The 22621-nt window shown below is 54.0% G+C and carries 26 protein-coding genes; 10 read left to right on the forward strand and 16 right to left on the reverse strand.

Features of this window, described 5'->3' with window-relative positions; genetic code table 11:
• Positions 1–45 precede the first annotated feature (45 nt).
• The gene (gene proC / locus RAC90_RS13760; RefSeq protein WP_033738612.1) at positions 46–858 is read left to right on the forward strand and encodes a pyrroline-5-carboxylate reductase; all 813 of its coding nucleotides are present in this window, start codon (positions 46–48) and stop codon (positions 856–858) included.
• 47 nt (positions 859–905) lie between these two features.
• Here proC and RAC90_RS13765 read toward each other — a convergent pair whose 3' ends face one another.
• The 3 genes from RAC90_RS13765 to iraP all read right to left on the reverse strand — a co-directional run bounded on the left by RAC90_RS13765 (position 906) and on the right by iraP (position 3335).
• Entirely contained in the window at positions 906–2438 is a 1533-nt protein-coding gene (locus RAC90_RS13765) for an FAD-dependent oxidoreductase (protein WP_375124455.1), read from the reverse strand.
• Between the two features lie 223 nt (positions 2439–2661).
• Complete coding sequence (locus tag RAC90_RS13770) at positions 2662–2964, reverse strand: PsiF family protein (protein WP_006117589.1); 303 nt, start codon at positions 2962–2964, stop codon at positions 2662–2664.
• A gap of 116 nt (positions 2965–3080) precedes the next feature.
• Positions 3081–3335 carry an anti-adapter protein IraP gene (gene iraP / locus RAC90_RS13775; protein WP_006117590.1) on the reverse strand — a complete coding sequence of 85 codons (255 nt, stop codon included), beginning with the start codon at positions 3333–3335 and terminating at the stop codon, positions 3081–3083.
• Positions 3336–4034: 699 nt separating this feature from the next.
• Between iraP and RAC90_RS13780 the strand changes: the two genes are divergently transcribed.
• Positions 4035–4286 carry a biofilm development regulator YmgB/AriR family protein gene (locus RAC90_RS13780; protein ID WP_006118140.1) on the forward strand — a complete coding sequence of 84 codons (252 nt, stop codon included), beginning with the start codon at positions 4035–4037 and terminating at the stop codon, positions 4284–4286.
• 12 nt (positions 4287–4298) lie between these two features.
• Here the strand turns inward: RAC90_RS13780 and RAC90_RS13785 are convergent, their stop codons facing one another.
• On the reverse strand, positions 4299–4619 hold the full coding sequence (locus tag RAC90_RS13785) for a hypothetical protein (protein ID WP_006118139.1): 321 nt from the start codon (positions 4617–4619) through the stop codon (positions 4299–4301).
• Between the two features lie 208 nt (positions 4620–4827).
• On the reverse strand, positions 4828–5124 hold the full coding sequence (locus tag RAC90_RS13790) for an I78 family peptidase inhibitor (RefSeq protein WP_375124456.1): 297 nt from the start codon (positions 5122–5124) through the stop codon (positions 4828–4830).
• Positions 5125–5605: 481 nt separating this feature from the next.
• Here RAC90_RS13790 and RAC90_RS13795 point away from each other — a divergent pair, with 481 nt between their 5' ends.
• Positions 5606–6253: a CPBP family intramembrane glutamic endopeptidase gene (locus RAC90_RS13795; RefSeq protein ID WP_033738779.1), complete on the forward strand. Its 648-nt coding sequence runs from the start codon at positions 5606–5608 to the stop codon at positions 6251–6253.
• Positions 6254–6343: 90 nt separating this feature from the next.
• Positions 6344–7357 carry a LacI family DNA-binding transcriptional regulator gene (locus RAC90_RS13800; protein ID WP_375124457.1) on the forward strand — a complete coding sequence of 338 codons (1014 nt, stop codon included), beginning with the start codon at positions 6344–6346 and terminating at the stop codon, positions 7355–7357.
• A 25-nt stretch (positions 7358–7382) separates the two neighbouring features.
• Here RAC90_RS13800 and RAC90_RS13805 read toward each other — a convergent pair whose 3' ends face one another.
• The 4 genes from RAC90_RS13805 to RAC90_RS13820 all read right to left on the reverse strand — a co-directional run bounded on the left by RAC90_RS13805 (position 7383) and on the right by RAC90_RS13820 (position 10848).
• Positions 7383–8813, reverse strand: coding sequence for a glycoside hydrolase family 1 protein (locus RAC90_RS13805; RefSeq protein WP_039338519.1), 1431 nt, complete (start codon positions 8811–8813; stop codon positions 7383–7385).
• Positions 8814–8825: 12 nt separating this feature from the next.
• A complete protein-coding gene (locus RAC90_RS13810) occupies positions 8826–9140 on the reverse strand; it encodes a PTS lactose/cellobiose transporter subunit IIA (RefSeq protein ID WP_006118134.1) in 315 nt (104 codons plus the stop codon).
• A gap of 3 nt (positions 9141–9143) precedes the next feature.
• Complete coding sequence (locus RAC90_RS13815) at positions 9144–10454, reverse strand: PTS sugar transporter subunit IIC (protein WP_033738601.1); 1311 nt, start codon at positions 10452–10454, stop codon at positions 9144–9146.
• A gap of 85 nt (positions 10455–10539) precedes the next feature.
• Entirely contained in the window at positions 10540–10848 is a 309-nt protein-coding gene (locus RAC90_RS13820) for a PTS sugar transporter subunit IIB (protein WP_006118087.1), read from the reverse strand.
• Positions 10849–11249: 401 nt separating this feature from the next.
• Here RAC90_RS13820 and RAC90_RS13825 point away from each other — a divergent pair, with 401 nt between their 5' ends.
• Both RAC90_RS13825 and RAC90_RS13830 read left to right on the forward strand, forming a co-directional pair.
• The gene (locus RAC90_RS13825) at positions 11250–11420 is read left to right on the forward strand and encodes a hypothetical protein (protein WP_006118086.1); all 171 of its coding nucleotides are present in this window, start codon (positions 11250–11252) and stop codon (positions 11418–11420) included.
• 107 nt (positions 11421–11527) lie between these two features.
• The gene (locus RAC90_RS13830; protein WP_006118085.1) at positions 11528–11758 is read left to right on the forward strand and encodes a hypothetical protein; all 231 of its coding nucleotides are present in this window, start codon (positions 11528–11530) and stop codon (positions 11756–11758) included.
• A 304-nt stretch (positions 11759–12062) separates the two neighbouring features.
• On the opposite strand, the gene RAC90_RS13835 is transcribed toward RAC90_RS13830, so the two are convergent.
• The 5 genes from RAC90_RS13835 to RAC90_RS13855 all read right to left on the reverse strand — a co-directional run bounded on the left by RAC90_RS13835 (position 12063) and on the right by RAC90_RS13855 (position 17529).
• Positions 12063–12491, reverse strand: coding sequence for an OsmC family protein (locus RAC90_RS13835; RefSeq protein ID WP_006118083.1), 429 nt, complete (start codon positions 12489–12491; stop codon positions 12063–12065).
• Positions 12492–12536: 45 nt separating this feature from the next.
• Positions 12537–13724: an FMN-dependent L-lactate dehydrogenase LldD gene (gene lldD, locus RAC90_RS13840; RefSeq protein ID WP_054634426.1), complete on the reverse strand. Its 1188-nt coding sequence runs from the start codon at positions 13722–13724 to the stop codon at positions 12537–12539.
• Positions 13724–14494 carry a transcriptional regulator LldR gene (gene lldR / locus RAC90_RS13845; RefSeq protein WP_033738599.1) on the reverse strand — a complete coding sequence of 257 codons (771 nt, stop codon included), beginning with the start codon at positions 14492–14494 and terminating at the stop codon, positions 13724–13726. Before lldR ends, lldD begins: the two co-directional genes overlap by 1 nt.
• A complete protein-coding gene (gene lldP, locus RAC90_RS13850) occupies positions 14491–16146 on the reverse strand; it encodes an L-lactate permease (protein WP_039338526.1) in 1656 nt (551 codons plus the stop codon). Before lldP ends, lldR begins: the two co-directional genes overlap by 4 nt.
• 219 nt (positions 16147–16365) lie before the next feature.
• Positions 16366–17529, reverse strand: coding sequence for a cyanate transporter (locus tag RAC90_RS13855; protein WP_054634427.1), 1164 nt, complete (start codon positions 17527–17529; stop codon positions 16366–16368).
• Between the two features lie 86 nt (positions 17530–17615).
• Between RAC90_RS13855 and RAC90_RS13860 the strand changes: the two genes are divergently transcribed.
• A complete protein-coding gene (locus RAC90_RS13860) occupies positions 17616–18476 on the forward strand; it encodes a LysR family transcriptional regulator (protein ID WP_375124481.1) in 861 nt (286 codons plus the stop codon).
• Positions 18477–19209: 733 nt separating this feature from the next.
• Positions 19210–20589 (forward strand): ATP-dependent RNA helicase DbpA, encoded by a 1380-nt coding sequence (gene dbpA / locus RAC90_RS13865; RefSeq protein WP_006118077.1) that lies wholly within the window; start codon positions 19210–19212, stop codon positions 20587–20589.
• 33 nt (positions 20590–20622) lie between these two features.
• On the opposite strand, the gene RAC90_RS13870 is transcribed toward dbpA, so the two are convergent.
• The gene (locus tag RAC90_RS13870; RefSeq protein ID WP_006118076.1) at positions 20623–21015 is read right to left on the reverse strand and encodes a YgiW/YdeI family stress tolerance OB fold protein; all 393 of its coding nucleotides are present in this window, start codon (positions 21013–21015) and stop codon (positions 20623–20625) included.
• Between the two features lie 161 nt (positions 21016–21176).
• On the opposite strand from RAC90_RS13870, the gene RAC90_RS13875 reads away from it, so the two are divergent.
• Entirely contained in the window at positions 21177–22139 is a 963-nt protein-coding gene (locus RAC90_RS13875) for a chemotaxis protein (protein WP_006118075.1), read from the forward strand.
• A gap of 58 nt (positions 22140–22197) precedes the next feature.
• Positions 22198–22332 (forward strand): hypothetical protein, encoded by a 135-nt coding sequence (locus tag RAC90_RS13880; protein ID WP_255421330.1) that lies wholly within the window; start codon positions 22198–22200, stop codon positions 22330–22332.
• 114 nt (positions 22333–22446) lie between these two features.
• On the opposite strand, the gene RAC90_RS13885 is transcribed toward RAC90_RS13880, so the two are convergent.
• Positions 22447–22620, reverse strand: coding sequence for a cold-shock protein (locus RAC90_RS13885; RefSeq protein ID WP_375124482.1), 174 nt, complete (start codon positions 22618–22620; stop codon positions 22447–22449).
• Position 22621: the final 1 nt, after the last annotated feature.

Below are 22621 nucleotides of genomic sequence, written 5' to 3' on the forward strand. Positions count from 1 at the left end.
AGTAAGCTACATCGTTGATATGTGTAAACAGCAAAGGAGACGGTGATGCAGGAAAAGAAAATCGGATTTATTGGCGGAGGCAACATGGCCAAAGCCATCATTGGCGGCCTGATAAACAGCGGGCAAGTTGCACCGTCAGCGATCTGGATTTATGACCGTAAAGCCAGCACTAATCAGGAAATGGCCGAACAATACGGTATCCATGCGGCTGAGAGCGCAGAAGCGCTGGCGCAGCATGTTGATGTCCTGTTTGGTGCGGTAAAACCGAATGTCATCCTCAGAGTTCTGAATGATCTCGCCACCTGCATGAAAAAAGAGACGCTGGTTGTCTCCATTGCGGCAGGCGTTACCCTGGACAATCTGGCCTCCGTACTGGGACACGATCGAAAAATCATTCGGGCCATGCCGAATACCCCGTCTCTGGTGGGAGAAGGGATGACCTCGGTCACGCCCAATGCGCTGGTTGAACAGAGCGAACTCGATGAGGTCGTTGCAATGTTTAAAAGCTTTGGCCAGGCGGCGGTAGTGGATGAATACCTGATTCATTCCGTGGTGGGCGTGAGTGGTTCGGCACCGGCTTACGTGTTTATGTTCATTGAAGCCATGGCCGATGCTGCGGTGGCAGGTGGCATGCCGCGGGCGCAGGCCTACCAGTTTGCGGCACAGGCCGTAAAAGGTTCGGCACAGATGGTACTGGAGACCGGCAAACACCCGGGCGAGTTAAAAGATATGGTCTGCTCGCCGGGCGGCACCACGATAGAAGCGGTCAAAGTTCTGGAAGAAAAAGGTTTTCGCTCCGCCGTGATTGAGGCGATGCAGCAGTGCATGGCGAAATCTGAGAAGCTGAGCCGCAGTTAACCCGCGGCGTCTGGCAACGGCAGTGCGCGTTGCCAGGCGCCTCCCCACTAGCCGGCGGAACGGTAGTCCTGATAAAGCGCCAGCGCCTGCTTCACCGTCATGGATTGCTGCATGTTGTCAACCAGCGCGGCGGTCAGAGTGTAAAGGCCACAGGAGAAAATCGCCGCCAGTTGCCCTTCTTTGCCATAAAACGCCATGAATTCCTTTTCTTCCAGCGAGCCCACCGACTGGTAGTCATCCCAGTCCGCCGCATGGCCAAGATATTCATAGCGCGTACCGTAGTGCGCGGTCCAGAAAAACGGCACCCGATCAAAGTGACGGATATTGCCCAGCATATTGATGGCCGCTGTCTGTCCTTGTTGTTCGGCAACACGAAAGTGTTCGATTCGCAACGGCCCCTGGGGAGAAGGATACGTGGCGATATCGCCTGCCACCCAGACATTCTCGGCCACCCGGAGTTGTTCGTCCGTTTGCAGGCTGCCATCCTCCAGCAGCGGCAAATCATGAATAAAGTGTGTGGCGGGTTTAACGCCGGTCGCAAACAGCACCACATCGGCGGCAATATGCTTGCCCGTTTTTAGTCGTACCGCGTTAACATGGTCTTCGCCCAGCAGGGCATCGATCTCGCCTTCGATAAACTTTACGCCGTTCGCCTGGTGGAGCTGATAAAAATAGCGACCCACGGCTTCGCCAAACTGTTTCGCAAACGGCAGCGGATGACGCGCAATGACGGTGACATCAATGTCGCGATTACGCAGTGAGGAGGCCAGTTCCATGCCGATAAAGCTGTTGCCGATAATGACAATCTGTTGAGTGTCATCGACCGCCTGCAGTAAGTCTGCGGTGTGCTGTTTACTGCGCAGGATATGAACGCCAGCCAGATCGCGCCCGGCCAGCGCAGGTTTGACGGGCGCGCCACCTGTGGCAATCAGGAGCTTATCGAATTGCAGCGTCGTACCGTCAGCAAATATTATCCGATGCTGAGGGTTATCAATCCGCTCCACGCGCTTTTGCAGGCGTTCTACGTGCGCCATGATGTCCTCACCCAGCAGTGAGGGCACCTCATCGATGTCCATTTTGCCCGAGGGGACAAATTTGGTTAACGCCGTGCGATCATAGGGTGCATCAGGCTCCTGCTCAATCAGGATCAGCCGCCCTTTAAACCCCTCGTGACGTAACCGCCATAGCGCCGCACTCCCGGCTGCGCCACCACCCAGCACGACAAAGACCGGCGCAGCGGCTCCACTGCCTATCGCAGTCGCAGGCGACATGGCTTTGGGATTCACCAGAACCGCCTCGTTTTCAATGCGCACGGGATACTGTTTGAGATCGGCCAGCGCGAGCGGCTCACACATTTTGCCACTGTCCAGTTCAAAAGTGGCTTTATGCCAGGGACAGATCAGCCGGTTTTCACAAATGGCACCCTGCTCAAGGGGTGCGCCGGCATGGGGACACTTCGCCTGGTAAGCGTGTACGTTGTCGCCATCACGAATTAACAGCAGCTCTGTTTCCCCGAGCTTTTTTTTAACCGGCTGGCGGTGCGGTAAATCCTTCAGAGCGACCACAAATTGATAGTTCACGACATAGCTCCTTCTCCGACTGTCACGGCTGAACGCGCAGATCAACAGGGCTTCTGCGCAAATGCCTGTAAACAGTAAGTGTGGCAAAGGATCGGCCAGACTCCGGTTTTAACGTCAGGATTTTTTGCTAACTGTTTGTTTAAGCGGAAATTAAAAATACGTGAGGATGTGACAGCGCAGGCAGGAGAAAACTAAAGCGGCCACCGAAATGGCCGACCGAACGTTAACTTTTCTTCAGACACTGACTCATGAAGGTTTTGCGTGCTTCCCCCGTCAGCTTTTTATCACCGGCCTGCAGATTACAGGTTTTCATTTTTACCTGCTGCGGCGACATGTCGGCGACCTTACTGTCCTTTTTCAGGCAATCGCTCATAAATTTCTTTCGCACATCGCCTTTCAACGCTTGTGACGTGGCATGTTCATTACACATGGCCATTTTTTGCTGTTGTGGCGTTTTTTCAGCCGCACTGGCGCTGCCGCCCACCAGTAAGCCTGCTAACACTAGCGTCATTAAACCGCGTTTCATTGTATTCACTCCCTCTTGATGAAAACAGATTAATTCTGGCACGTTACACGCTATACGGAATACGTTTATCAGGGAATAAGGCAGAGATCGCAAATCTGAATTGTCGGTGGCACTTTTCAGATACGCGGACGATTAAGTAAGCGCGTGACATAACGTTTTAGCAGGACCGTATTTTTATCATTATGATCTACATCGGCATTCATCATGGCGGTTTCAATACTGCTGACGATAGCGTGATGCTGCTCGGGTGGAAGCAAACGCAGCATCGCGGTAACCACGATTTCCAGCGCTTCGATCTGTGCAACCTGCTCTTTTGACGCCTCTTCTTTTTCTGCCAGGGTGATTAGCAACTCAGCAATCAGGTTTTTCATGCCGGGGCCCCTTCGTGTAAGACAAATAAAAATTAGCATTCGTCAGATTAAAAAACAAAGTGATTTTTCAGCCCGCTTTGCGTCCGACTCAGGCCATTTTGTCGCTACGGTTTTATTGCATTTATTTTGCCGGAAAACGAAACGTTGTTATCGCAATGAAATAACACGCTGACTCACTCAGTCGAAATAAAATAAAGATTCCCGGCTGGCTTTTTTTAGCAGAGATTCTTTTCTTACAAGCGATAACGGCCGTTTTCATTCCCGTTAACGTGAGAAAAATCTCCCCGCGATTGCGGGCAGTCGGTCCCCCTGTTCCTTAACCTTCCACCTGGACAACAGGATCCGCACGGCCCGATAATGACGGGCTACTCAGCCCTTTGGCTGCGCCAAAAACGCACCTGATTCAGTGCAACAGCTTGTCTTTCATCAAGATAATCTGAAAAAATGCCTTATTGCATATTGGCACTATTCGATTTTCACTCATCACATCTGAAAAATATTTCAGGCTGTTACTGACAATCCTCTCTGGCCCACCTATGTTTAAAAAACCGCCAGGTACGGGCGGGACGTTGGCTGTTCTGACCAACGAAACGCTCCCGATAAAACCCTTGCCGTTCTTTCCGGGAGCCCATCATTCAGTAGCTTCTGCCTGCTGCGCCGTTGCGCACCGGGCAAAGGGTCTGTTTGCGGAGACGAGGAATGAGCGTCCAATCTAATAGTGCCAGTCGTGCTATCACTGATTACTTCAACAGCCCGGACTGGAACGTGCTGCCGGAGTCCGATCTGCTGGCCGTTATCCTGCGTGAACTGATGGAAGCAGGCCAGCCGACAACGAATAAGGCAATAATCGCACGCGTCATTAATAAACTGGAGTTTGAAGGGGATGAGCAGCGCCTGCAGCGTTACCGGGGTTTACTGGCCCAGTTGATGGAAGCGCGGCCACGTGAGTAGGCCGCCTTTATGCTATTTCACCCAACGGAGCTGACGGGCTTCACTTACACTGGCACGGCCGCTGCTGCGTTGAAACAGGCAGAGTTCACGCCCACGCCGGTTTTTCATTTGCTTCTGTGGGTAATGCCCCTCAAGTAACAAGGCGCTGTAACCCACGCTGTCATCATAGTCGATGGGCTGCCCCACGATTTTTACCTTACTTAGCGTACTGGCATTAATACAGGCCTGCCGCATGACCTGCTGGTTTTCCTGCCATGCCGTCGGGCTGGAAGCCAGTGCGACCGGACTGATCAGCAATAAAAGTGACAGTGAGAGGCGTGGACGAGAGTACATGCGTTGCTCCTTCCAGACTGAGCCAGAAAAAAATTCCCGCCAGAGCGGGAATAAACAAGACGAGCATTGCAAATTGATGTGACGAGGAAATCCCGATCCTGCTGGCTCAGTGCGACCAGACGACCACAAGCTGAAGACAACAGAATACCGGCCTTATCTTCCCCTGTTCCCATGACACCTCAATGACAATGCGCGGTTTATTTAACGCTTAACCACAATAGACCTGGGTGATAGTACCGCTTTTGTCTGCCAGAAAGTTCAGGCGGGCGAAATTAAAATCCATCGTGACGGCAGAATTCCACGGAATAGCGCGCACCTTCTGACTGAAACGCTGTTGCTCAAGGGCGGACAGCGGTTTGCCGACAAAGTTTTGGTAATGAGAGGCACCGCAACTGTCCGCTTCCTTGCCGGGCGGGACGGCTGCCGTATCAGGCTGCGTGGTGGAATGACAGGCCGTCAGCAGTAAGAAGCCGGTTGCCACCAGCACTTTTCCGTAATGATTCACGTATGTTCTCCTGTAATCGTGTTAAACCCTGACCTGAAGCGTAACAAGCCCCACCACCGGGTTGAATCGTTAAAATCAAGCGATTCACACATTATTAAGCATTAAATGCTGCCTTATTGTCAGATAACCAGTGTAAAGGCACTTACCGTTCAGAATTTCAAATACAAGGCGCTAACCTTACTAAGAATTATCTTAGGAGGCTACTATGGAACTTGTGATTTTTATCTGCTTTGCCGTTGTGATGACACTGATTGCGGTTCGGGTGCGATAAGCGGCCCGTTTGCGGGTGCGGTTTCACGTCTGACAGGCTGGGCGACCTGACAGGCGACAGAGTGTAACGCAGGCAAAGTACTGATTTTTAACTGATTAACCCAGACTCATTTACGTAGCGTAATAAACAGCTAACATTGTGTGATCGGCTCTCTCGACAGCGATTTGAGGCATTGCTACTATGCGCTTATCTTCGCTGGCTGGGTCGCCTATGAACACCAATTCCGACAGAGTGACGTTGACACTGTTTTATGTCGGCAGCTTTGTTGTTTATTACCTCGTTACCATGTTGATTACCCTGTTTCCTAATTACGGTATTCTGCGTAATGACGGTTTACTGGTGCCTGTGCTTTGCCTGTTTGAATTTGCCGTTATCTATCCGCTGTATCGCTTTTATTGCCAGCGTCGTACCGATATTCCTCTGGGCTTTTTGCGTTCCGGTCAGACTTTACTGTTTATTGGCGCGCTGTTTATTTTAATGGTGGCACAAACGCAGTATTTGCAGCCGGAAGGCTGGCTGGTCGCACAAACCCAGCAGGGGCCCAGTTCGATGCTTATCCTGCTGTTGACCGCCGTCTTACTGGCTCCTGTGTTTGAGGAAGTGTTATTTCGCGGCTTTTTATTACAGGGATTTCTGTTGTGGGCACCTAACAGCCGTTTTGCCTGTGTATTACTGACCTCGTTACTGTTTGCGCTCATGCATACGCAATATGTCCACTGGGAAACGGTGGTGGCGCTGACGCTGTTTTCTATGCTGCTTTGCTACGCCCGTCTGCGCAGCAATACGCTGGCCCTGCCGGTCTTTCTGCATACGCTGAATAATCTGATTGCGATTCTGCCTGCCTGGTATTTCGCCTGATCCCGCTGACCTTTTGTTAACGTGTTATCACTAACCTGCGTAAAATCAGCGTGTATCTTTTACTAACAGGGAAGGATGGTCAGAAAGCCCATGATTACCATGCTGGATGTGGCCCGCAAGGCCGGCGTCTCTAAAGCCACCGTCTCGCGCGTGCTGGCGGGAAATCGCTACGTCAGTAAGAGTACGCAACAGAAGGTCTTTCAGGCTGTGGCGGAAACCGGTTATCGCCCTAACCTGCTGGCGCGTAGCCTGGCGACGCAGAAATCCCAGAATATTGGGCTTATCGTTACCCATTCTTTATTCAATGGGCCTTACTTCAGCGAATTGCTGTTTCAGGCTGCTACGTTGACGAATAACTATGGCCGGCAGCTTATTCTGGCGGATGGTAAAACCAGCGCTGACGATGAACGTGCCGCCATTGAGTTTCTGCTCGACCTGCGCTGTGACGCCATCATTATCTATCCCCGTTTTCTGGATACCGCGGCGCTGGATGCCATTATTGAGCAGCACGCCATTCCCGTTATGGTGGTGAATCGTCAGCTGCAGCGTCATCCGGCACACTGCGTCTGGGCCACCCATCAGCAGAATACCTTTCAGGCCACCCGCTATTTGATTACGCGCGGCCATTACGACATCGCTTTCATTACGGGTCTGGCAGGCTCACCGACCGCTGCGGCCCGCCTGGCCGGTTATCAGCAGGCGCTTGACGAGCATGGCTTAGCGGACCGTGCGCTGATCGTGCAGGGTGCATGGACGCCCGCCAGCGGCATGGCGGCGGCAAAAACGCTGCTTGAATCGGACATGCCATTTAGTGCACTGATGGCCAGTAATGACGATATGGCTATTGGGGCCGCGCTGGCGCTGAACGCTGCGGGCAAAAGGCTGCCGGAGGATGTCTCCCTGCTGGGCTTTGATGATATTCGTGTGGCGGAATTTTTTCTGCCGCCGCTCACCACGGTACATGTGCCGGTCGCAGAGATGATTCAGCATACGCTGGCGCAGCTGGTGGCGATGCTGGAAGGGGAAGCGGTCACGGCCTTGCCGCCGTTTAGCGGTCACCTGATCGAACGGGCCTCGGTCACTGACGGGCCTTATAAACAGTAAGGCGCGGCATCCCTGCCGCGCACCATCAGTAGTCGACTGAATCGTTCAGCGTTGCGCCATTACTGCGAATCAGTTTCTGGTACCAGAAAAAACTCTTCTTACGGTAACGTGCCAGATCTTTTAAATCTTTTTCATCGCGGTTGACGTAAATAAAGCCGTAACGCTTGTTGATGCCCTGATGCGTACTTACCAGATCTATTGCCGACCAGGGACAATAGCCAAACAGTTCCACACCATCGGCAAGTGCCAGCTGCAGTTGAGCAATGTGTTCGCGCAGATACGCAATACGGTAATCATCATGTACCTTATTATCGGCCTCCAGCCGATCAAAGGCACCCAACCCGTTTTCGGTCACGATAAGCGGCAAAGCATAGCGGGCATAAATCTGGCGCGCCGTAATGCGAAAACCCACCGGATCGATATACCAGCCGAACTGATTTTGCCGGAGATGCGGATTATCACATCCCACATAAACCGACCGATCAATGCCCGCCATTTGCTGATCGGGCCGAGGTTTATTTTCGCTTTGCTCCTCCTCGCCTTCGGCTCCCACCGTCGCGGACGCATAATAATTAAAGGCGATAAAATCCGGCTTGCCTGCGGCGATGATGGCCATGTCATCGTCTTCGATCGTGGGTAACCAGCCGCGCTGTTTCAGGAAAGCCCAGACCACGGCGTTATAGCGACCATGGACCGCCAGATCCAGATAGAGCCAGTTGCGAATTGCAGAGAAATTATCGGCTGCCAGCACATCTTCCGGCCGCGCACTGGCGGCATAGACGCAGGAGATATTGGGTGCCGGGCCAATTTTGGCATCCGGCAACCGTTCATGGCAGGCGATCATCGCTTTTGCCTGTGCCAGCATCATATGGTGATTCTGCTGATATAGCGTTTTCTGCGGATCGGCGGTGCCGGGTGGCAACGTACCAATCACATCGCCCTTGAGGATCATCATGTTCTGTTCGTTGATGGTCAGCCAGTACTTAACCTGACGACCATAGTGCTCAAAGCAGGTGATGGCAAAACGCTCAAAGGCCGCCACTGTACGCCGTGAAGACCAGCCGCCCGCCTGCTGCAACGCCCAGGGCAAATCAAAATGATAAAGGGTGACCAGCGGCGTAATGCCGTACCGACAGAGTTCATCGATCACCTGCTGATAAAAAGCCACGCCCGCCGGGTTCAACGCACCATCGCCCTCGGGATAAAGACGGCTCCAGGCAATGGAAAAGCGGTAGGTTTTTAATCCCATCTCCGCCAGCAGCGCGATGTCCTCTCTGAAACGATGATAGTGATCGCTGCAAACGGTAAAATCGGTAAGGTCCTGATGGAAGGTTGCCTGGTCAATGACGGAAGGCCCTTTGCCCTCTTCATTCCAGGCCCCTTCAACCTGATAAGCTGAGGTGGACGCGCCCCAGAGAAAGTCCCTGGGAAACGCGGGCAATGTCGAATGTTGCATATAACCTCCTGTTTAACGTGCGGCTAACTCCCGGCGCAGTTGAATGATCTCCTCAGCCAGTTCGCGACAGAGCATTGCGTTCATCAGGTGGTCCTGAGCATGGACCATAATCAGACTGACCGGAATCTTTCCGCTGCCCTCATCAGCGCCAATGAGCTGCGTTTGCGTTTGATGGGCTGCTTTGGCCGCCGCGGTTGCGGCACTGAGCATACTGTCCGCCTGCGCCCAGTTTTGCTGCCGCGCCGCCCGTAACGCCTCCATTGAACAGGAGCGAGCTTCGCCTGCCTGGATAATCAGTTCGATTACCGTGCTTTCATCAATTTCCATGGGTTACTCCTTAACCGGTTGCGCTGCGGCAGAGGGTTGCTCTTGCTGCAGCAGTTGACGCTCGTACATTTTGAAAAACGGGTAGTAGATCAGCGTGGCAATAGTGACCAGCACGGCAATCAACACAATGACGCGCCAGTCCCAGCCGGTTGACCAGGCGGCCCCAATGGGGGCGGGCGTCGTCCACGGAGCCAGTGAGATCACGTGATTAATCAGGTTCGTTTTGGTGGCGATCCAGGCAATGACGGCGTTGACTAACGGGGCAAGAATAAAAGGGATAAACAGAATGGGGTTCATCACGACCGGTGAACCAAAAATTACCGGTTCGTTGATGTTGAACATGCTGGGCACCACACTCAGTTTTCCAATCGATCGCAGATGTGCTGACTGACTGCGTAAGTAAAGCAACACCAACCCCATCGTCGAACCGGAGCCACCGATAACAATAAAAAACTGCCAGAAGGGTTCAATAAACACGTGGCTGATGGGTTCTCCCGCGTTCAGCGCCTGCTGATTCAGACCGAGATTGGTCAGCCAGAAAGCCTGCAATATGCCCCCGACAATCACCGCCCCATGAATGCCTGCAAACCACAGCAGATGGCACAGCAGTACCGCCACCAGCACGGCAGGCAGTGAATCAGAGGCAGAGATGATGGGCGAGAAAATGGCCATGATGGCCTGAGGCAGCAACATGCCGAACTGCGCCTGTACCCACAGGCTCAGGGGAAACAACGTAATAAAAATCGTGATAATCGGGATGAGCAGATCGAACGACTGACGGATCTTCGGCGGCACCTGCTCGGGCAGTTTGAAACCGATGTTGTATTTCTGCAGAACGTGCATCAGCTCCGTCGCAAAGAGCGCGACCAGAATGGCGGTAAAAATGCCCTCCCCGCCAAGCGAACCAACCGGCAACGTTTTGCCGCTTTGCGGTGCCGCCACCACCAGAAACGCCATCAGCGACAGACTGGCCGCCATAAAGCCATTCATCTTATAACTGTTTGCCAGGTTATAGGCGATGGCACTGGCGATATAGAGCGCCATAATGCCCATCGTCATGTTGTACGGCATCATGATTTGTTCTTCATGCGCCTTTACCATGCCCAGCCACCACTGTGCGAACGCCCAACTACTGTCTGCCGAAAAAGGCGGATGAGCAAACAACAGCATAAACGAGCCCACGATCAGAAACGGCATGGAGGCAATAAATCCGTCCCGGATAGCGATGACATGACGCTGGCTGGAAAGACGGCCCGCCAGTGGGCTAATACGGTTTTCGATGACGCCGAATAGAGATTCACTGAAGTGGCTCATTGCCTGACTCCTTGCTGAGGCAAAAGAGAATAACCTGCCTGACGCAGTGCGGGTTTCGCGTGATATATCCCGGACCTCCCTGGTGTCAGGTATGAATAAGCTTTAGTGCGTCGCTTAATATTTTTTCACCATTCATCATGCCGTAATCCATACTGTTGATGACCGCAACCGGCTTACTGTATTGCTGGGCGATCGGTTGAAAATCGGCCAGCTTGTATTTGATTTGTGGCCCGAGCAGGCAGCAGTCGTAATCGGCGATATCGTCTCTAAACTCTTCAATCCCAACAGCTTTTATCTCGACGTCCAGCCCTTGCTGTTGCGCCGCCTTTTCCATTTTCTGCACCACCATACTGGTGGACATACCCGCAGCACAGCACAGTAAAATCTTCGTCATGGTGTATTCCTCGTTGTGGTGAATGATTAACGAATACACAGGGTGAAAATTTTCTGCAACCGGTTTCAGATTTGCGTATCAGAAGTGTGAGAAGTATCAAAACGCGAGCATTAAAGAGGTTCGGGGCGAATAAACACCTGAATAAGCCTTATCAGGAAGCCCGTTTCTCGTCATGCTGAGGCAATAAAACGGCGGTTCACTCAGCCATATCGTCGGCGCTGTCCATCGCAGTGATGGGTAAGAATTCACTGCCTGATAAGCGGGTAACGCGTATAATTGCTCAGAGCAATCCGATACCGACTGCCGTAACACGGGCGTCCGGCGGCAATTAGCTATACTGGTGATATATAAAGGAACACTCACCCTTCTCGCAGTACGCGGACCGGGATAAGGAGTCGGTTATGTTAATTGGTTTTGTGTTATTGGTCAGCGCGTGTGGACACGATGCCTGTGAAGCTTTACCGGTGTCAGAACGCATTTATCCGACGAAAACCGCCTGTGAAGTCATGGCAAATCGTATCCATAAAGTGCGTCCTAACGTCGTGCTGATATGTGGCGAAGTGCATCGTTAAGAAAGCGGTACAGGGCGAATGGCACAAAAAGTAGCCGATGACATTGCAAGGTTGCCGCTTAACGTTCAAAATATAAGCTGTTCTACACCAACACAGTTGTGAATCCCATGAAAAGTAGTCGTCCCCGCCGTCCTACCGGGCGTTGGGTTTATTACATTTTGTATGAAGGCATTCTGTGGCCCTGTCCGGTTCGCTGGGAATGGGAAAGCGGATACGGTGGCTGGCTGCCGTTTTACTACTCACCTACGTTTGAGTTTGTCGCGGGCGATCCCGGCAAGGCGTACCGTATTGCGCGCACGGATGTACGTGTGAAGCGGAGTGAAGAGATTTACGCCTGATTGCTGTCATGCATTGCATGGCAGCCACGAGGCGGTAAGAAGGAAACAGATTACCTCCAGCAGCAGTACCACCATCAGCAACACGCCGGGTTTGTGGCGCGACAGTCAGGATTTCAGCCCCATAGCATTGCGGCCCTGTGGATCAGCAGCAGTCCGCCCCCCATGCTCAGCAAAACCCGCCCCCCTTTTCCGTCTTTTTTGCCATTTCAGTGTTCGTCTGAAGAAAGCGAAAATGCGCCCTGAGGCGCATCCGGATGCTGCAAGATTACCGCGGGAGCCGCCAGAAGGCGACTCAGGTACGCAATCAGTTATTCAGCGTGTAATCGAGTGTGATTTCTGCATTAAGCACCTGCGAAACCGGACAGCCGGCTTTAGCTTTATTGATGATTTCATCAAAGGTGTCGTTATCAATGCCCGGCAGCGAGATGGTGCTGGTCAGCGCCACTTTCGTAATCGCGAAGCCTTCACCTTTTTTGTCCAGCGACACATCGGCACTGGTATCAATGCTTTCAGGTTTATGGCCTGCGTTACCTAACATGAGCGACAGTGCCATTGAAAAACAGGCGGCATGTGCTGCGCCGATAAGCTCTTCCGGATTGGTGCCTTTCTGCCCTTCGAAACGGGTGTTAAAGCCGTAAGGTTGCTGGTTCAGTACACCACTTTCTGTGCTGACTGTGCCTTTGCCTTTGATATCGCCTTCCCAATGCGCCGAACCTTTCTTATGAATGGTCATATCATTCCTCCTGTTGGTAAAGAAGGTAAGTATAGACAACGTCGCTCAGTTTGCCGGGCATGAGGCCGGATGCAGGGCCACTTCGCCCAGCAACGCATTCGCCTGCGCCAGCGACGTCTGGTTGATATCGGCTATACACTTCGCGCCTGTTAAGGTCATCGCGACTTTCATTTCGTTTTCAATCAGCGTCAGCAGATGTTCGACGCCACGTTGGCCATGTGTGGCCAGCGCGTAAACAAAGGCCCGTCCCAGCAGAACAGTATCTGCGCCCAACGCAATCATGCGCACCACATCAAGCCCATTACGGATGCCGCTGTCGGCAAGAATCGTCATATCCCCCTTCACCGCATCCGCGATGGCCGGTAAGGCACGAGCCGAAGACAACACGCCGTCCAGCTGGCGTCCGCCATGGTTTGAGACCACAATGCCATCGGCACCAAACCGCACCGCATCGCGGGCATCTTCCGGATCCAGAATGCCTTTAATCACCATTGGCCCGTCCCAGAACTCACGGATCCATTCCAGATCTTTCCAGGAAATCGACGGATCGAAATTCTTTGCCAGCCAGCCAATATAGTCTTCCAGCCCGGTCGGTTTGCCCAGATAGGTGGAAATATTGCCCAGATCGTGTGGTCGGCCCTGTAGCCCAACATCCAGTGCCCAGCGTGGGTGCGTGACAGCCTGCCAGTAGCGGCGCAGGGCCGCGTGCTTGCCGCTCATGCCCGAGTGCGCATCGCGATAGCGTGCGCCCGGCGTTGGCATATCAACGGTAAATACTAATGTGGTACAGCCCGCCGCTTTTGCCCGCTCAAGGGCGTTACGCATAAAGCCGCGATCGCGCAGCACATACAGTTGAAACCACATGGGCCGACTGATTTGCGGTGCCACTTCCTCAATCGGGCAAACGGAGACGGTCGATAAGGTAAACGGAATCCCTTTGCCCGCCGCAGCGCGCGCGGCCTGCACTTCCCCACGACGCGCGTACATGCCACACAGCCCAACCGGTGCCAGCGCGACGGGCATGGACAGCGTTTCACTGAACAGCGTGGTTTCCAGGCTGAGCGCCGACATATTCCGGAGAATGCGCTGGCGCAGCGCCACGTCTGACAGATCGGCAACATTCCGCCGTAGCGTATGCTCTGCATAGGCACCGCCATCCAGATAATGAAACAGAAAAGGCGGTAAAATGCGCTGCGCGGCGGCGCGATAGTCACTGGCGGCAGAGATGATCATCAGCGGTTTTCCTTGTGATTGTGCAGGTCATGACCCGGCAAACGCGTAATTCGCGCCTGCCTGGCTTCGTCTTCATCAAGTGTTTTCATTGTGGTGTGAACAAAACCCAGATGATCCATAGCGGCTGACCGGGCAGCCTCGGCATCGCCCAGTAAAATCGCGTCGAGCATCGCCCGGTGCTGATCGGTCAGGCGGTCAAAAATCACGGGTCTGATGTACATCAGCTTACGACTGTGCAGCATGGACGAGTGCAGTAAATCGAATAACCCCCGCATGGTTTGCAGCAGCACGATGTTATGTGAGGCTTCTGCGATGGCCAGATGAAAGCGCAGATCGGCCTGCCCGGCCAGATGGGGATCGTCACTCTCTTTCATCGCCAGCGTGGCATCAAAGGCGTACCGCAGACGCTCTTTATCTGACTCGGTAGCCCGTAGCGCCGCATGCCAGGCCGTGCTGCCCTCAATCGCATGGCGCGCTTCAAGAATGTCGTAACGGTAGTCCGGATCGTTGGCGAGAAGCTGACGAATGGGCTCGACGATGCGCTGCTCAGACCAGGGCTCCTGCGGCTGACGCAGCCAGGTACCGTCACCGCGCCGACTCATCAAAACGCCGCTGCTGATCAGTTGCTGAATAGCTTCACGCAGCGACGAACGGGAAACGCCCAGCGCGGCCGCCAGCTGACGCTCGGCGGGCAAACGCATGCCCGGCTCAAGCTGATGATCGCGGATATAGTGCTTAAGCCGCATCGGTAAGGGATCGTTTGGTGTCATGGGATCATCCAGGGAAAAACGTAAGCCTGCAGCGTGGTCATCACCCCAACCAGGCCGGTAAAGATCAGGCTGTGCTTTACGGTGAAGCGGAACAGATCGGACTCTTTGCCGACCAGACCGACCGCTGCACAGGCAATAGCGATCGACTGGGGAGAGATCATTTTACCGGTGACGCCACCCGTGGTATTCGCTGCCACCAGCAGGATATCGGAAACGCCAATCTGCTGCGCCGTGGTGGCCTGCAACGCGGCAAACAGCGCGTTGGAGGAGGTATCCGAACCGGTAAGAAACACGCCAAGCCAGCCCAGAAAGGGGGAGAAAAAGGTAAAGGCATGGCCCGTGTGCGCTAAGGCCAGCGCCAGCGTGGCTGATAAACCCGAGTAGTTCGAGATAAAGGCAAAGGCCAGCACCATACCAATGGAGTAGATGGGCAACATCAGGGATTTCAGTGTTTCGACAAATGTCCCGACTGCCGCTCTGGGTTTCATTTTCAGAAAGATAATCGCCACAATTGCCGCAATCAGAATGGCAGTGCCGGTTGCAGACAGCAGATCCAGTTTAAAAATGGCGGGCCAGGCGCTGGGCTGTGCCACAACCGGCGGTATCCGGGTAATCCAGTCATGCAGGCCAGGGACGGGAATGCTCATCACCCAGTTGGCCAGTGCACCCCCTTTGGCAAACAGCGCTTTAAAGGGCGGGATGCTCCACAGCGTTACCGTTGCGGTGAGAAACAGGAAGGGCATCCAGGCGCGAATGACCTGCTTTGTCGTATACGTCTGCTGACGTGCGGGTTGCGTCGCCGTATGATTTTCGGCATCGCTGAAGCGAAAGATGCGAACCGGCTGCCAGACGCGCAGAAACAGAGTCAGGGAAACCAGTGACGCCAGCGAAGAGATAATATCGGGTAACGCCGGGCCCAGGAAATTTGAACTCAGGAATTGTGCTATCGCGAACGACCCACCCGCAACCATCACCGCCGGCCAGGTTTCTTTCACCCCGCGCCAGCCATCCATGATCGCCATGATCCAGAACAGCACGATGACGGTTAAAAAAGGCAGCTGGCGTCCGGCCATCTGACCGATGGCAAAGCTGTCCAGACCGGTAACCTGCCCGGCGACAATAATGGGAATACCCATCGCACCAAACGCCACCGGCGCGGTATTCACGATCAGGCATAACCCTGCGGCATAAAGCGGATTAAAACCCAGCCCTACCAGCAACGCAGCCGTGATCGCCACCGGCGCACCAAAACCTGCCGCGCCCTCTAAAAAGGCACCAAAGGAAAAACCGACAATCAGCATCTGTAAGCGCTGATCCGGCGTGATCGACAAGATGGACGCGCGAATGATATCGAACTGCCCGGTCCTGACCGAGATTTTATAGACAAAGACCGCGGCCACGATAATCCAGGCAATGGGCCACAGGCCGTACAGGAAGCCGTAGGCCGCTGAGGCCAGCGCCTGCTGCCACGGCATATGATACAGCAGCAGCGCAACTCCCAGCGCCAGCATGACAGTGATGGTGGCAGCCTGATGGCCTTTCATCTTTAGCTTAATCAACGCAAAAAAGAAAAACAGAACAGGCAGTAACGCAATCAGGCTGGAGAGCCAGATGTTATTGAGCGGATCATAATTTTGCTGCCAGACCTGCATGCCGTTATCTCCAGAAAGGTGATGAGAGCGATGCGCGACGGGCATAAACACAGGGCGCATCTGTCACGCCCGCTCTGCTTATTGGTCCTACCAATTTTGCCAGTTGGGGCTTATCCGTTACAGATACTTAACCCGCTGTTAACCCAAGGCAACAGTTACGGCTTTAATTTTAACGTTATGTGAACCACTGAAAAGGTTTAGCTGTTTTGGTCGGACCAATCACGATTGTGGAAAGGCGTATTTGTAACTTTGCGGATGAAAACGCAGATTTAACCCGACCAGCCCAATCGTAACGCCGCACTGGAGCCACCAGATCGTGGAGAAATCCCCGGTCAGTGCATGCAACTGACCGGCGATAAACGGCATACTGCCGGCAATAATAAAGCCAATCCCTTGCATGAACGCCACCAGTCGTCCGCCCGCCTGCGGATGCGCCAGATGGTCCAGCGCCAGCACCAGCGCCAGGGGAAAAGCACCACCCAGACCCACGCCCGCCATTCCCACCCACAGCCATGGATGGTAAAGCGGTGCAAACAGGAGGCCAAGCATACCGCTTAGCTGAAAAATCAGCGTTAACAGCAACAGCGGCCGTCGATCCGGGCCGCGCGTCAACAGCGGAAACACCATCGCCCCGGCGACCTGGCAGGTAATCATCACGCCCAACAGGCTTCCGCCCGCTTGCGCGCTCCAGCCGAGTTGATGGTAGAAATCAGGCAACCATGCTACGCAAATGGCATAACCGCCATTCACTAAACCAAAGCTGAGCGCCAGCATCCAGGCGCGCGCGTTACGCCATAGTGAAGGCATCACGACCGACGCGCGCGCTGGCGACGTCACCCCGGGCATCCACGCCCAAAGCAGGATGGCCAGCAGCGCAGGCACGGCCCAGCTGCTGAGGGCCATCTGCCAGCTCAGGTGAGCACTTAACCACGGTGTTAATGCGGCACCCAGTCCGCCCCCGCCCATCAGGGCCGCAGACCACAGCCCGGTCATCATCGCACTGCGTTGTGGAAAGCGTTGGCGGATAAAGCCCGGCATCGCCATTTGCACTATCCCGATACCAATGCCGCCCGGTAGCGTGCTCCCTACCAGCGATTCGCCTTGCGCCACAAAAAGGCGGCTGAGGAGCGCCAACACTAACAACGCCAGTCCGCCACACAGCAGTCCGCGCAGTTGAACACGCTGCATAAGTGGTGCGCTGATTAACGCTATCGCTCCCATCATCATCATGGGAATCGCAGGCAGCAGTGACGCTGCCAAGGCGGAGAGCCCAATGCTTTCGCGTAACTGATCCAGCAACGGACTGACGGAGGTCATCAGTGGACGCATATTCAGTCCCGCCAGCACCAGGGCGGTAACGATCACAATATTCTCTTTTTTCATGGGCCATCCTGGAAGTAAACCTTGTCAGCCTGACAGCTGTGGTTACTATTTGGAAATGGAATATCATCATGACAGGCAGTGGAAAAATGAATCGCCAGCCTATGTTCACGCCCCAGCAGCTTCTGAGCTTTGTTGCGGTCTGCGAAACCGCCAGCTTCACCCGTGCCGCCGATCGCGTGCACCTGTCGCAATCAACAGTGAGCCAGCAGGTGCGGCGACTGGAAGAGAGGGTGGGAAAAGCACTGCTGGCCCGCTCATCACATCAGGTAACCGTCACGGAGGAAGGCGAGAAGCTGTTGGGTTATGCCCGCCGTATCATTGCCCTGAATGGCGAAGCACTCGATGTGTTGAGCGATAAGTGGCGCGATGGTGTGCTGCGGCTTGGCGTTCCGGAAGATTTTGCGGCCCCCACGGCTGCCCTGCTGGCGCAGTTCAGTCGCGAACATCCCCATATGCGGCTGGATGTGATGAGCGGGATGCAGGTAGAACTACGTCGGGCCTGGCAGCGGGAGGAACTTGATATCATGCTGATTAAGCAACCTTACGGTGAACGCCCGCTGGCTTCCCGACCCGAGCCGCTGTTATGGCTGGACAGCGCGGCATATCCCTGCTTTGAGCATTCCCCGGTGCCGCTGGTCCTGTTTCCTCAACAGGGACTTTATCGCGAGGAGATCTGCCAGACGCTGGATGGGCTGGGCCGCAGCTGGCGCATCGGTTACAGCAGTGCCAGCCTTGTGGCCCTGTCTGCCGCCAGTGCCCAGGGCCTGGGCGTTACGCTGTTGCCTGCCAGCTGTCGTCTGCTTGCACACCGTGTGCTGGGCGACCAGCAGGGCTTGCCGGTGATTGACACTTTTGAGCTGGCGCTGTTCTGTCGCCAGCCGGATGACGCGCTTCAGCGCCAGCTGGCAGAGGCACTGGTGACATTTGCCGATCTGCACTGGCAGTGAGTTTTTCACTGACAGGCAGTGGTAAAGGACGCTGTAAAACCAGAAACCGCGTGCAGATGCGGACGCGCCCCCTGTCACAGAGCTGGCATGGGGCGCGGACAGCCGAATGAAGGCGACGCTAAACCCGAGCCTCCCTCGTCTGTGACATTAACGCCATCGCAAGCGTATAGAGATGGGCGCCATCAGAAGCCACCGGATCGTCTTCGGCATAACATCCAATCATAGAGGCCACTTTATCTGCCGATAAGCTTTCCCCATAGAGATGCAATGTCAGGACTGCACGACCTACGATTTTAAGTACGTCTTCATGCAAGATCTGCGGGATATTATTCAATGAAAAAATCCTCTGCCAGTAGTGATATCGATGTATCCTCCTCAATATAAAGGCGTTTACAAGTCGTTTTCATCTTCTCTTCTGGCGATACTTTTGCATTATTAATGCGTTAATTCCGTCGCAAATGCGGAATAATCTGATTAACTTTAAATTGTGTACTACAAAGAAAATATTAGAAAAAAATTCTTAATCTTAATGGCTTAGTCCATGTAAGCGGTTTCACATCTTACGTTTTAATTGATTAAAATTTCCCAACTAATCTTTTTCATCTTCAGTTTATTCTTAGATAAAAGCGCCGCCCGGCGCAGGGTTTGCAGGTTAACATTGCTGTTGTGTACGCTTTCTGACAGACTTGCGCTCGCAATGATGCCCCAACTTACAGCCGCAGAGGCCGCACCCGTGACCGCTTTTTCCTCGCTTAATTCTCTTCCCGATAGTCAGCTCGATAACCTGCGCGAGATGGGCTATACCAGCATGACGCCGGTCCAGGCCGCCTCGCTGCCCGCTATCTTAGCCGGACGCGACGTTCGTGCGCAGGCAAAAACCGGCAGCGGCAAAACGGCCGCATTTGGTATTGGCCTGTTGCATCATATCGACAGTGCGCGTTTTCAGACTCAGGCGCTGATTTTATGTCCGACGCGAGAACTGGCCGATCAGGTCAGCAACGTTCTGCGGCAGTTAGCGCGCTTCACGCGCAATATCAAAATTCTGACCTTATGCGGCGGCCAGCCCATGAGTGCGCAGCGCGATTCGCTGGTGCATCCACCGCAGATTGTGGTCGGTACGCCGGGCAGGATTCTTGACCATCTCAAGCGCGAAACGCTGCAGCTCGACAGTCTGCGCACGCTGGTGCTGGACGAAGCCGATCGGATGCTGGAAATGGGCTTTCGTGACGATATGGAAACCATTATCGCCGCCACGCCCGCCGCGCGTCAGACGCTGCTGTTCTCTGCCACCTGGCCAGACGGCATTGCAACACTGAGCCAGCGCTTTCAACGTGATGCGCTGAGCGTCGTGACGGAAGAGGTCAGCGAACTGCCGGCAATCGAACAACAATTTATTGAAGCGACGCACGGCGAAAAATTGTCGCTGCTGATTAGCCTGCTCAGCGAACGCCAGCCATCGTCCTGTGTGGTGTTCTGCAACACCAAACGCGAATGTGATGATATTGCCGCCGCGCTTAACGCCCGCGATATCAGCGCCCTGCCCCTGCATGGCGATCTCGAACAACGCGATCGCGAACGTGTGCTGATCCGGTTTGCTAACGGCAGTGGTCGCGTGCTGGTGGCGACGGACGTCGCGGCCCGCGGCCTGGACATCAAGTCGCTGTCGCTGGTGGTGAACTACCAGCTGGCGTGGGATCCCGAAGTACATCTGCATCGTATCGGCCGTACCGCGCGGGCGGGCGAAGAAGGCGCTGCCGTGAGTTTTGTCGCGGCCGATGAAATGGCGCGCGCGCATGCGTTAGAAGATTTCCTGCAGCAGAAGCTGCCATGGGTTGCCGCCAGTGCGCTCAGGAAAAGCAGTAAACCGTTGCCGGCAGCCATGATGACGATTTGCATTGATGGTGGGCGTAAAGCCAAGATTCGGCCCGGCGATATTCTCGGTGCGCTGACAGGAGAAGCAGGCTATCGCGCCGATCAGATCGGTAAGATTGATCTCACCCCGACGCATGCTTATGTAGCGATTGAAGCGGCTCAGGCAAAATCTGCGCTGGTCAAACTCAAGCAGGGCAAAATCAAAGGCAAAACCTGCCGGGCTGTACTGCTGAAAGACTAAAAGAAAGGGCGAGAGTCATTCTCGCCCTGCCGATTATGGCTCATCGATCCGCATAACGTGCAGCGTGGTTTTGTCACCTTTCCCGTGCACTTTACCGCTGACGCGAACTTTGTCGTCAGCGGAATAGGTTTTGCCATCGAACGTTTTCTTCGGCGCAATAATGGTTAAAGTGCCGGTGCTGTCACGAAACTGATAATTATTGTCCGCGACTTTTTTTACGATATAACCTTCCAGCGTGACGTAACCGCCCTGCCGAAAGTCACGAATCTGATCGATGTGCGTCTGTCCTGTGTCTTCTGACCCTTTGTAGCCTGCATCCTGTTTATGCTGTGGCGGCGGCGTATCACCTGCCTTGAAGCCACCTTCTTCCGCGTAAGCCCCTGTGGTCGCTACCGCCAGTAAGGTCGCCAGTACTAATTTTTTCATCGCTTACTCCTTTATAGGGAAAAGTATCCATGCTGCGTTCTCACTGTTAAGCCTGGCACAATAATCTCTTAACGTGCGTTTTCCCCTCTCACCTTTTTCCGAAGGCTGCCGATAACTTCATCACACCCTTTTTCACCTGCTGCGCTGACGCTGAGGCAACGATGGATAATTTTCAGAAAGAGATCGATGAGAGAGCGAATCTCGCCTTATCGAATAAGTTTGAGCTGCTGCTGTTTCGCCTTGGCTCTGACCAGTTAAAAGGTAAATCAGAGCTGTTTGGGATAAACGTATTTAAACTGCGTGAAATTGTTCCGATGCCGCCGATTACGAAAGCCGCGGGCATGCGTTCGCCGTTGCTGGGCATGGCGAGCATTCGTGGACAGTTCATTCCTGTTATTGACCTGCCTGCGGTAGCCGGTTGCGTGCCTGAAACGGGCCTGAACCTGCTGCTGGTGACCGAATACGCGCGTAATACGCAGGCGTTTGCCGTCGAATCCGTTGAAAACATCGTGCGTCTTAACTGGAGCCAGGTTCATACCGCTGAAGCCGGTATCGGTGGACGTAACATCACCAGTATCGCGTGCCTGGATGACGACGAACAAAAAAGCAATCTGGCCATGGTGCTGGATGTCGAACAGATTCTCTATGACATCATCCCGTCCGTTCGTGGCGTGGAGCCTGAAGCGCCGAAAGAGCGTCAGTATAAAATGAAGCCCGGTTCCGTCGCGATTGTGGCTGAAGACTCCAAAGTTGCCCGCCAGTTGCTGGAGCAGGGCCTGAAGAGCATGGGCATTCCTGCCGTCATGTGTAACACCGGCCTGGAAGCGTGGGAAAAAATCAAAGCGATCCACCAGCAGGCTCAGTCGCAGGGTGAATCCATTCACGACAAGATCGCGCTGGTGTTAACCGACCTGGAAATGCCGGAAATGGACGGCTTTACGCTCACGCGTAACATCAAGCGCGACACCACGTTGCGTCATATTCCCGTCGTGATCCACTCCTCACTTTCGGGCAGTGCTAACGAAGATCACGTTCGCAAAGTCGGGGCTGATGGCTATGTTGCCAAGTTCGAATTAAACGAACTGTCGGATGTCATTTTCAAAGCGCTGGAAGCCGCAAGCTAAAACGTAGCGGGCAGCACAACCCTGCCCTGCTGTCACCTAACGTTCAATACATGAGACTATGAAAATGCAGAGTGAAGCGCTTCCTGTCGTACGTAAGCCCCTGTTCCGCGGGCGTTTACGTCAGCTGAGCTGGATTGCAATGGTGATAGCCTGTCTGGCGTTCTGGGCCGGCGTTCTTGTGCTGATGGTATAAGCGCAGCCTGGAAAACGGCTTCTACATTTCGCGAAAAGGGAATGAAAAAAGGCTGCCACTGGCAGCCTTTTTGATTACGGTAAATGCACAACGCTATAACGCTCTTTAGCCTTTTCAGAGCGCCTGTGGCTGACTCTGAGTTACAATCCTTGTCGCGTTAATCTGAACAACGACCGTTTTGCAAAAAATGCATTTTGCTCCATGCGGGTTGGCTCTTGTCACATCGAAATGTGATGTACGGTACTGCGAGCCATTACAGTGAGGACACTTGAAACGCGTAATTTTCAGT

This window comes from Pantoea sp. CS_6, from assembly GCF_041954745.1.
Classification (GTDB): domain Bacteria; phylum Pseudomonadota; class Gammaproteobacteria; order Enterobacterales; family Enterobacteriaceae; genus Pantoea; species Pantoea stewartii.

Coding starts and splice junctions, on each gene's coding strand:
- RAC90_RS13820 (WP_006118087.1), bottom strand. CDS start 10,848: ATGACGAAGATTTTACTGTGCTGTGCTGCGGGTATGTCCACCAGTATG.
- RAC90_RS13770 (WP_006117589.1), bottom strand. CDS start 2,964: ATGAAACGCGGTTTAATGACGCTAGTGTTAGCAGGCTTACTGGTGGGC.
- lldD (WP_054634426.1), bottom strand. CDS start 13,724: ATGATCATCTCTGCCGCCAGTGACTATCGCGCCGCCGCGCAGCGCATT.
- RAC90_RS13855 (WP_054634427.1), bottom strand. CDS start 17,529: ATGAAAAAAGAGAATATTGTGATCGTTACCGCCCTGGTGCTGGCGGGA.
- lldP (WP_039338526.1), bottom strand. CDS start 16,146: ATGCAGGTCTGGCAGCAAAATTATGATCCGCTCAATAACATCTGGCTC.
- RAC90_RS13835 (WP_006118083.1), bottom strand. CDS start 12,491: ATGACCATTCATAAGAAAGGTTCGGCGCATTGGGAAGGCGATATCAAA.
- RAC90_RS13880 (WP_255421330.1), top strand. CDS start 22,198: ATGAAAATGCAGAGTGAAGCGCTTCCTGTCGTACGTAAGCCCCTGTTC.
- RAC90_RS13815 (WP_033738601.1), bottom strand. CDS start 10,454: ATGAGCCACTTCAGTGAATCTCTATTCGGCGTCATCGAAAACCGTATT.
- RAC90_RS13825 (WP_006118086.1), top strand. CDS start 11,250: ATGTTAATTGGTTTTGTGTTATTGGTCAGCGCGTGTGGACACGATGCC.
- RAC90_RS13800 (WP_375124457.1), top strand. CDS start 6,344: ATGATTACCATGCTGGATGTGGCCCGCAAGGCCGGCGTCTCTAAAGCC.
- RAC90_RS13805 (WP_039338519.1), bottom strand. CDS start 8,813: ATGCAACATTCGACATTGCCCGCGTTTCCCAGGGACTTTCTCTGGGGC.
- lldR (WP_033738599.1), bottom strand. CDS start 14,494: ATGACACCAAACGATCCCTTACCGATGCGGCTTAAGCACTATATCCGC.
- iraP (WP_006117590.1), bottom strand. CDS start 3,335: ATGAAAAACCTGATTGCTGAGTTGCTAATCACCCTGGCAGAAAAAGAA.
- RAC90_RS13795 (WP_033738779.1), top strand. CDS start 5,606: ATGAACACCAATTCCGACAGAGTGACGTTGACACTGTTTTATGTCGGC.
- RAC90_RS13780 (WP_006118140.1), top strand. CDS start 4,035: ATGAGCGTCCAATCTAATAGTGCCAGTCGTGCTATCACTGATTACTTC.
- RAC90_RS13810 (WP_006118134.1), bottom strand. CDS start 9,140: ATGGAAATTGATGAAAGCACGGTAATCGAACTGATTATCCAGGCAGGC.
- RAC90_RS13830 (WP_006118085.1), top strand. CDS start 11,528: ATGAAAAGTAGTCGTCCCCGCCGTCCTACCGGGCGTTGGGTTTATTAC.
- RAC90_RS13870 (WP_006118076.1), bottom strand. CDS start 21,015: ATGAAAAAATTAGTACTGGCGACCTTACTGGCGGTAGCGACCACAGGG.
- RAC90_RS13785 (WP_006118139.1), bottom strand. CDS start 4,619: ATGTACTCTCGTCCACGCCTCTCACTGTCACTTTTATTGCTGATCAGT.
- RAC90_RS13875 (WP_006118075.1), top strand. CDS start 21,177: ATGGATAATTTTCAGAAAGAGATCGATGAGAGAGCGAATCTCGCCTTA.
- RAC90_RS13860 (WP_375124481.1), top strand. CDS start 17,616: ATGAATCGCCAGCCTATGTTCACGCCCCAGCAGCTTCTGAGCTTTGTT.
- proC (WP_033738612.1), top strand. CDS start 46: ATGCAGGAAAAGAAAATCGGATTTATTGGCGGAGGCAACATGGCCAAA.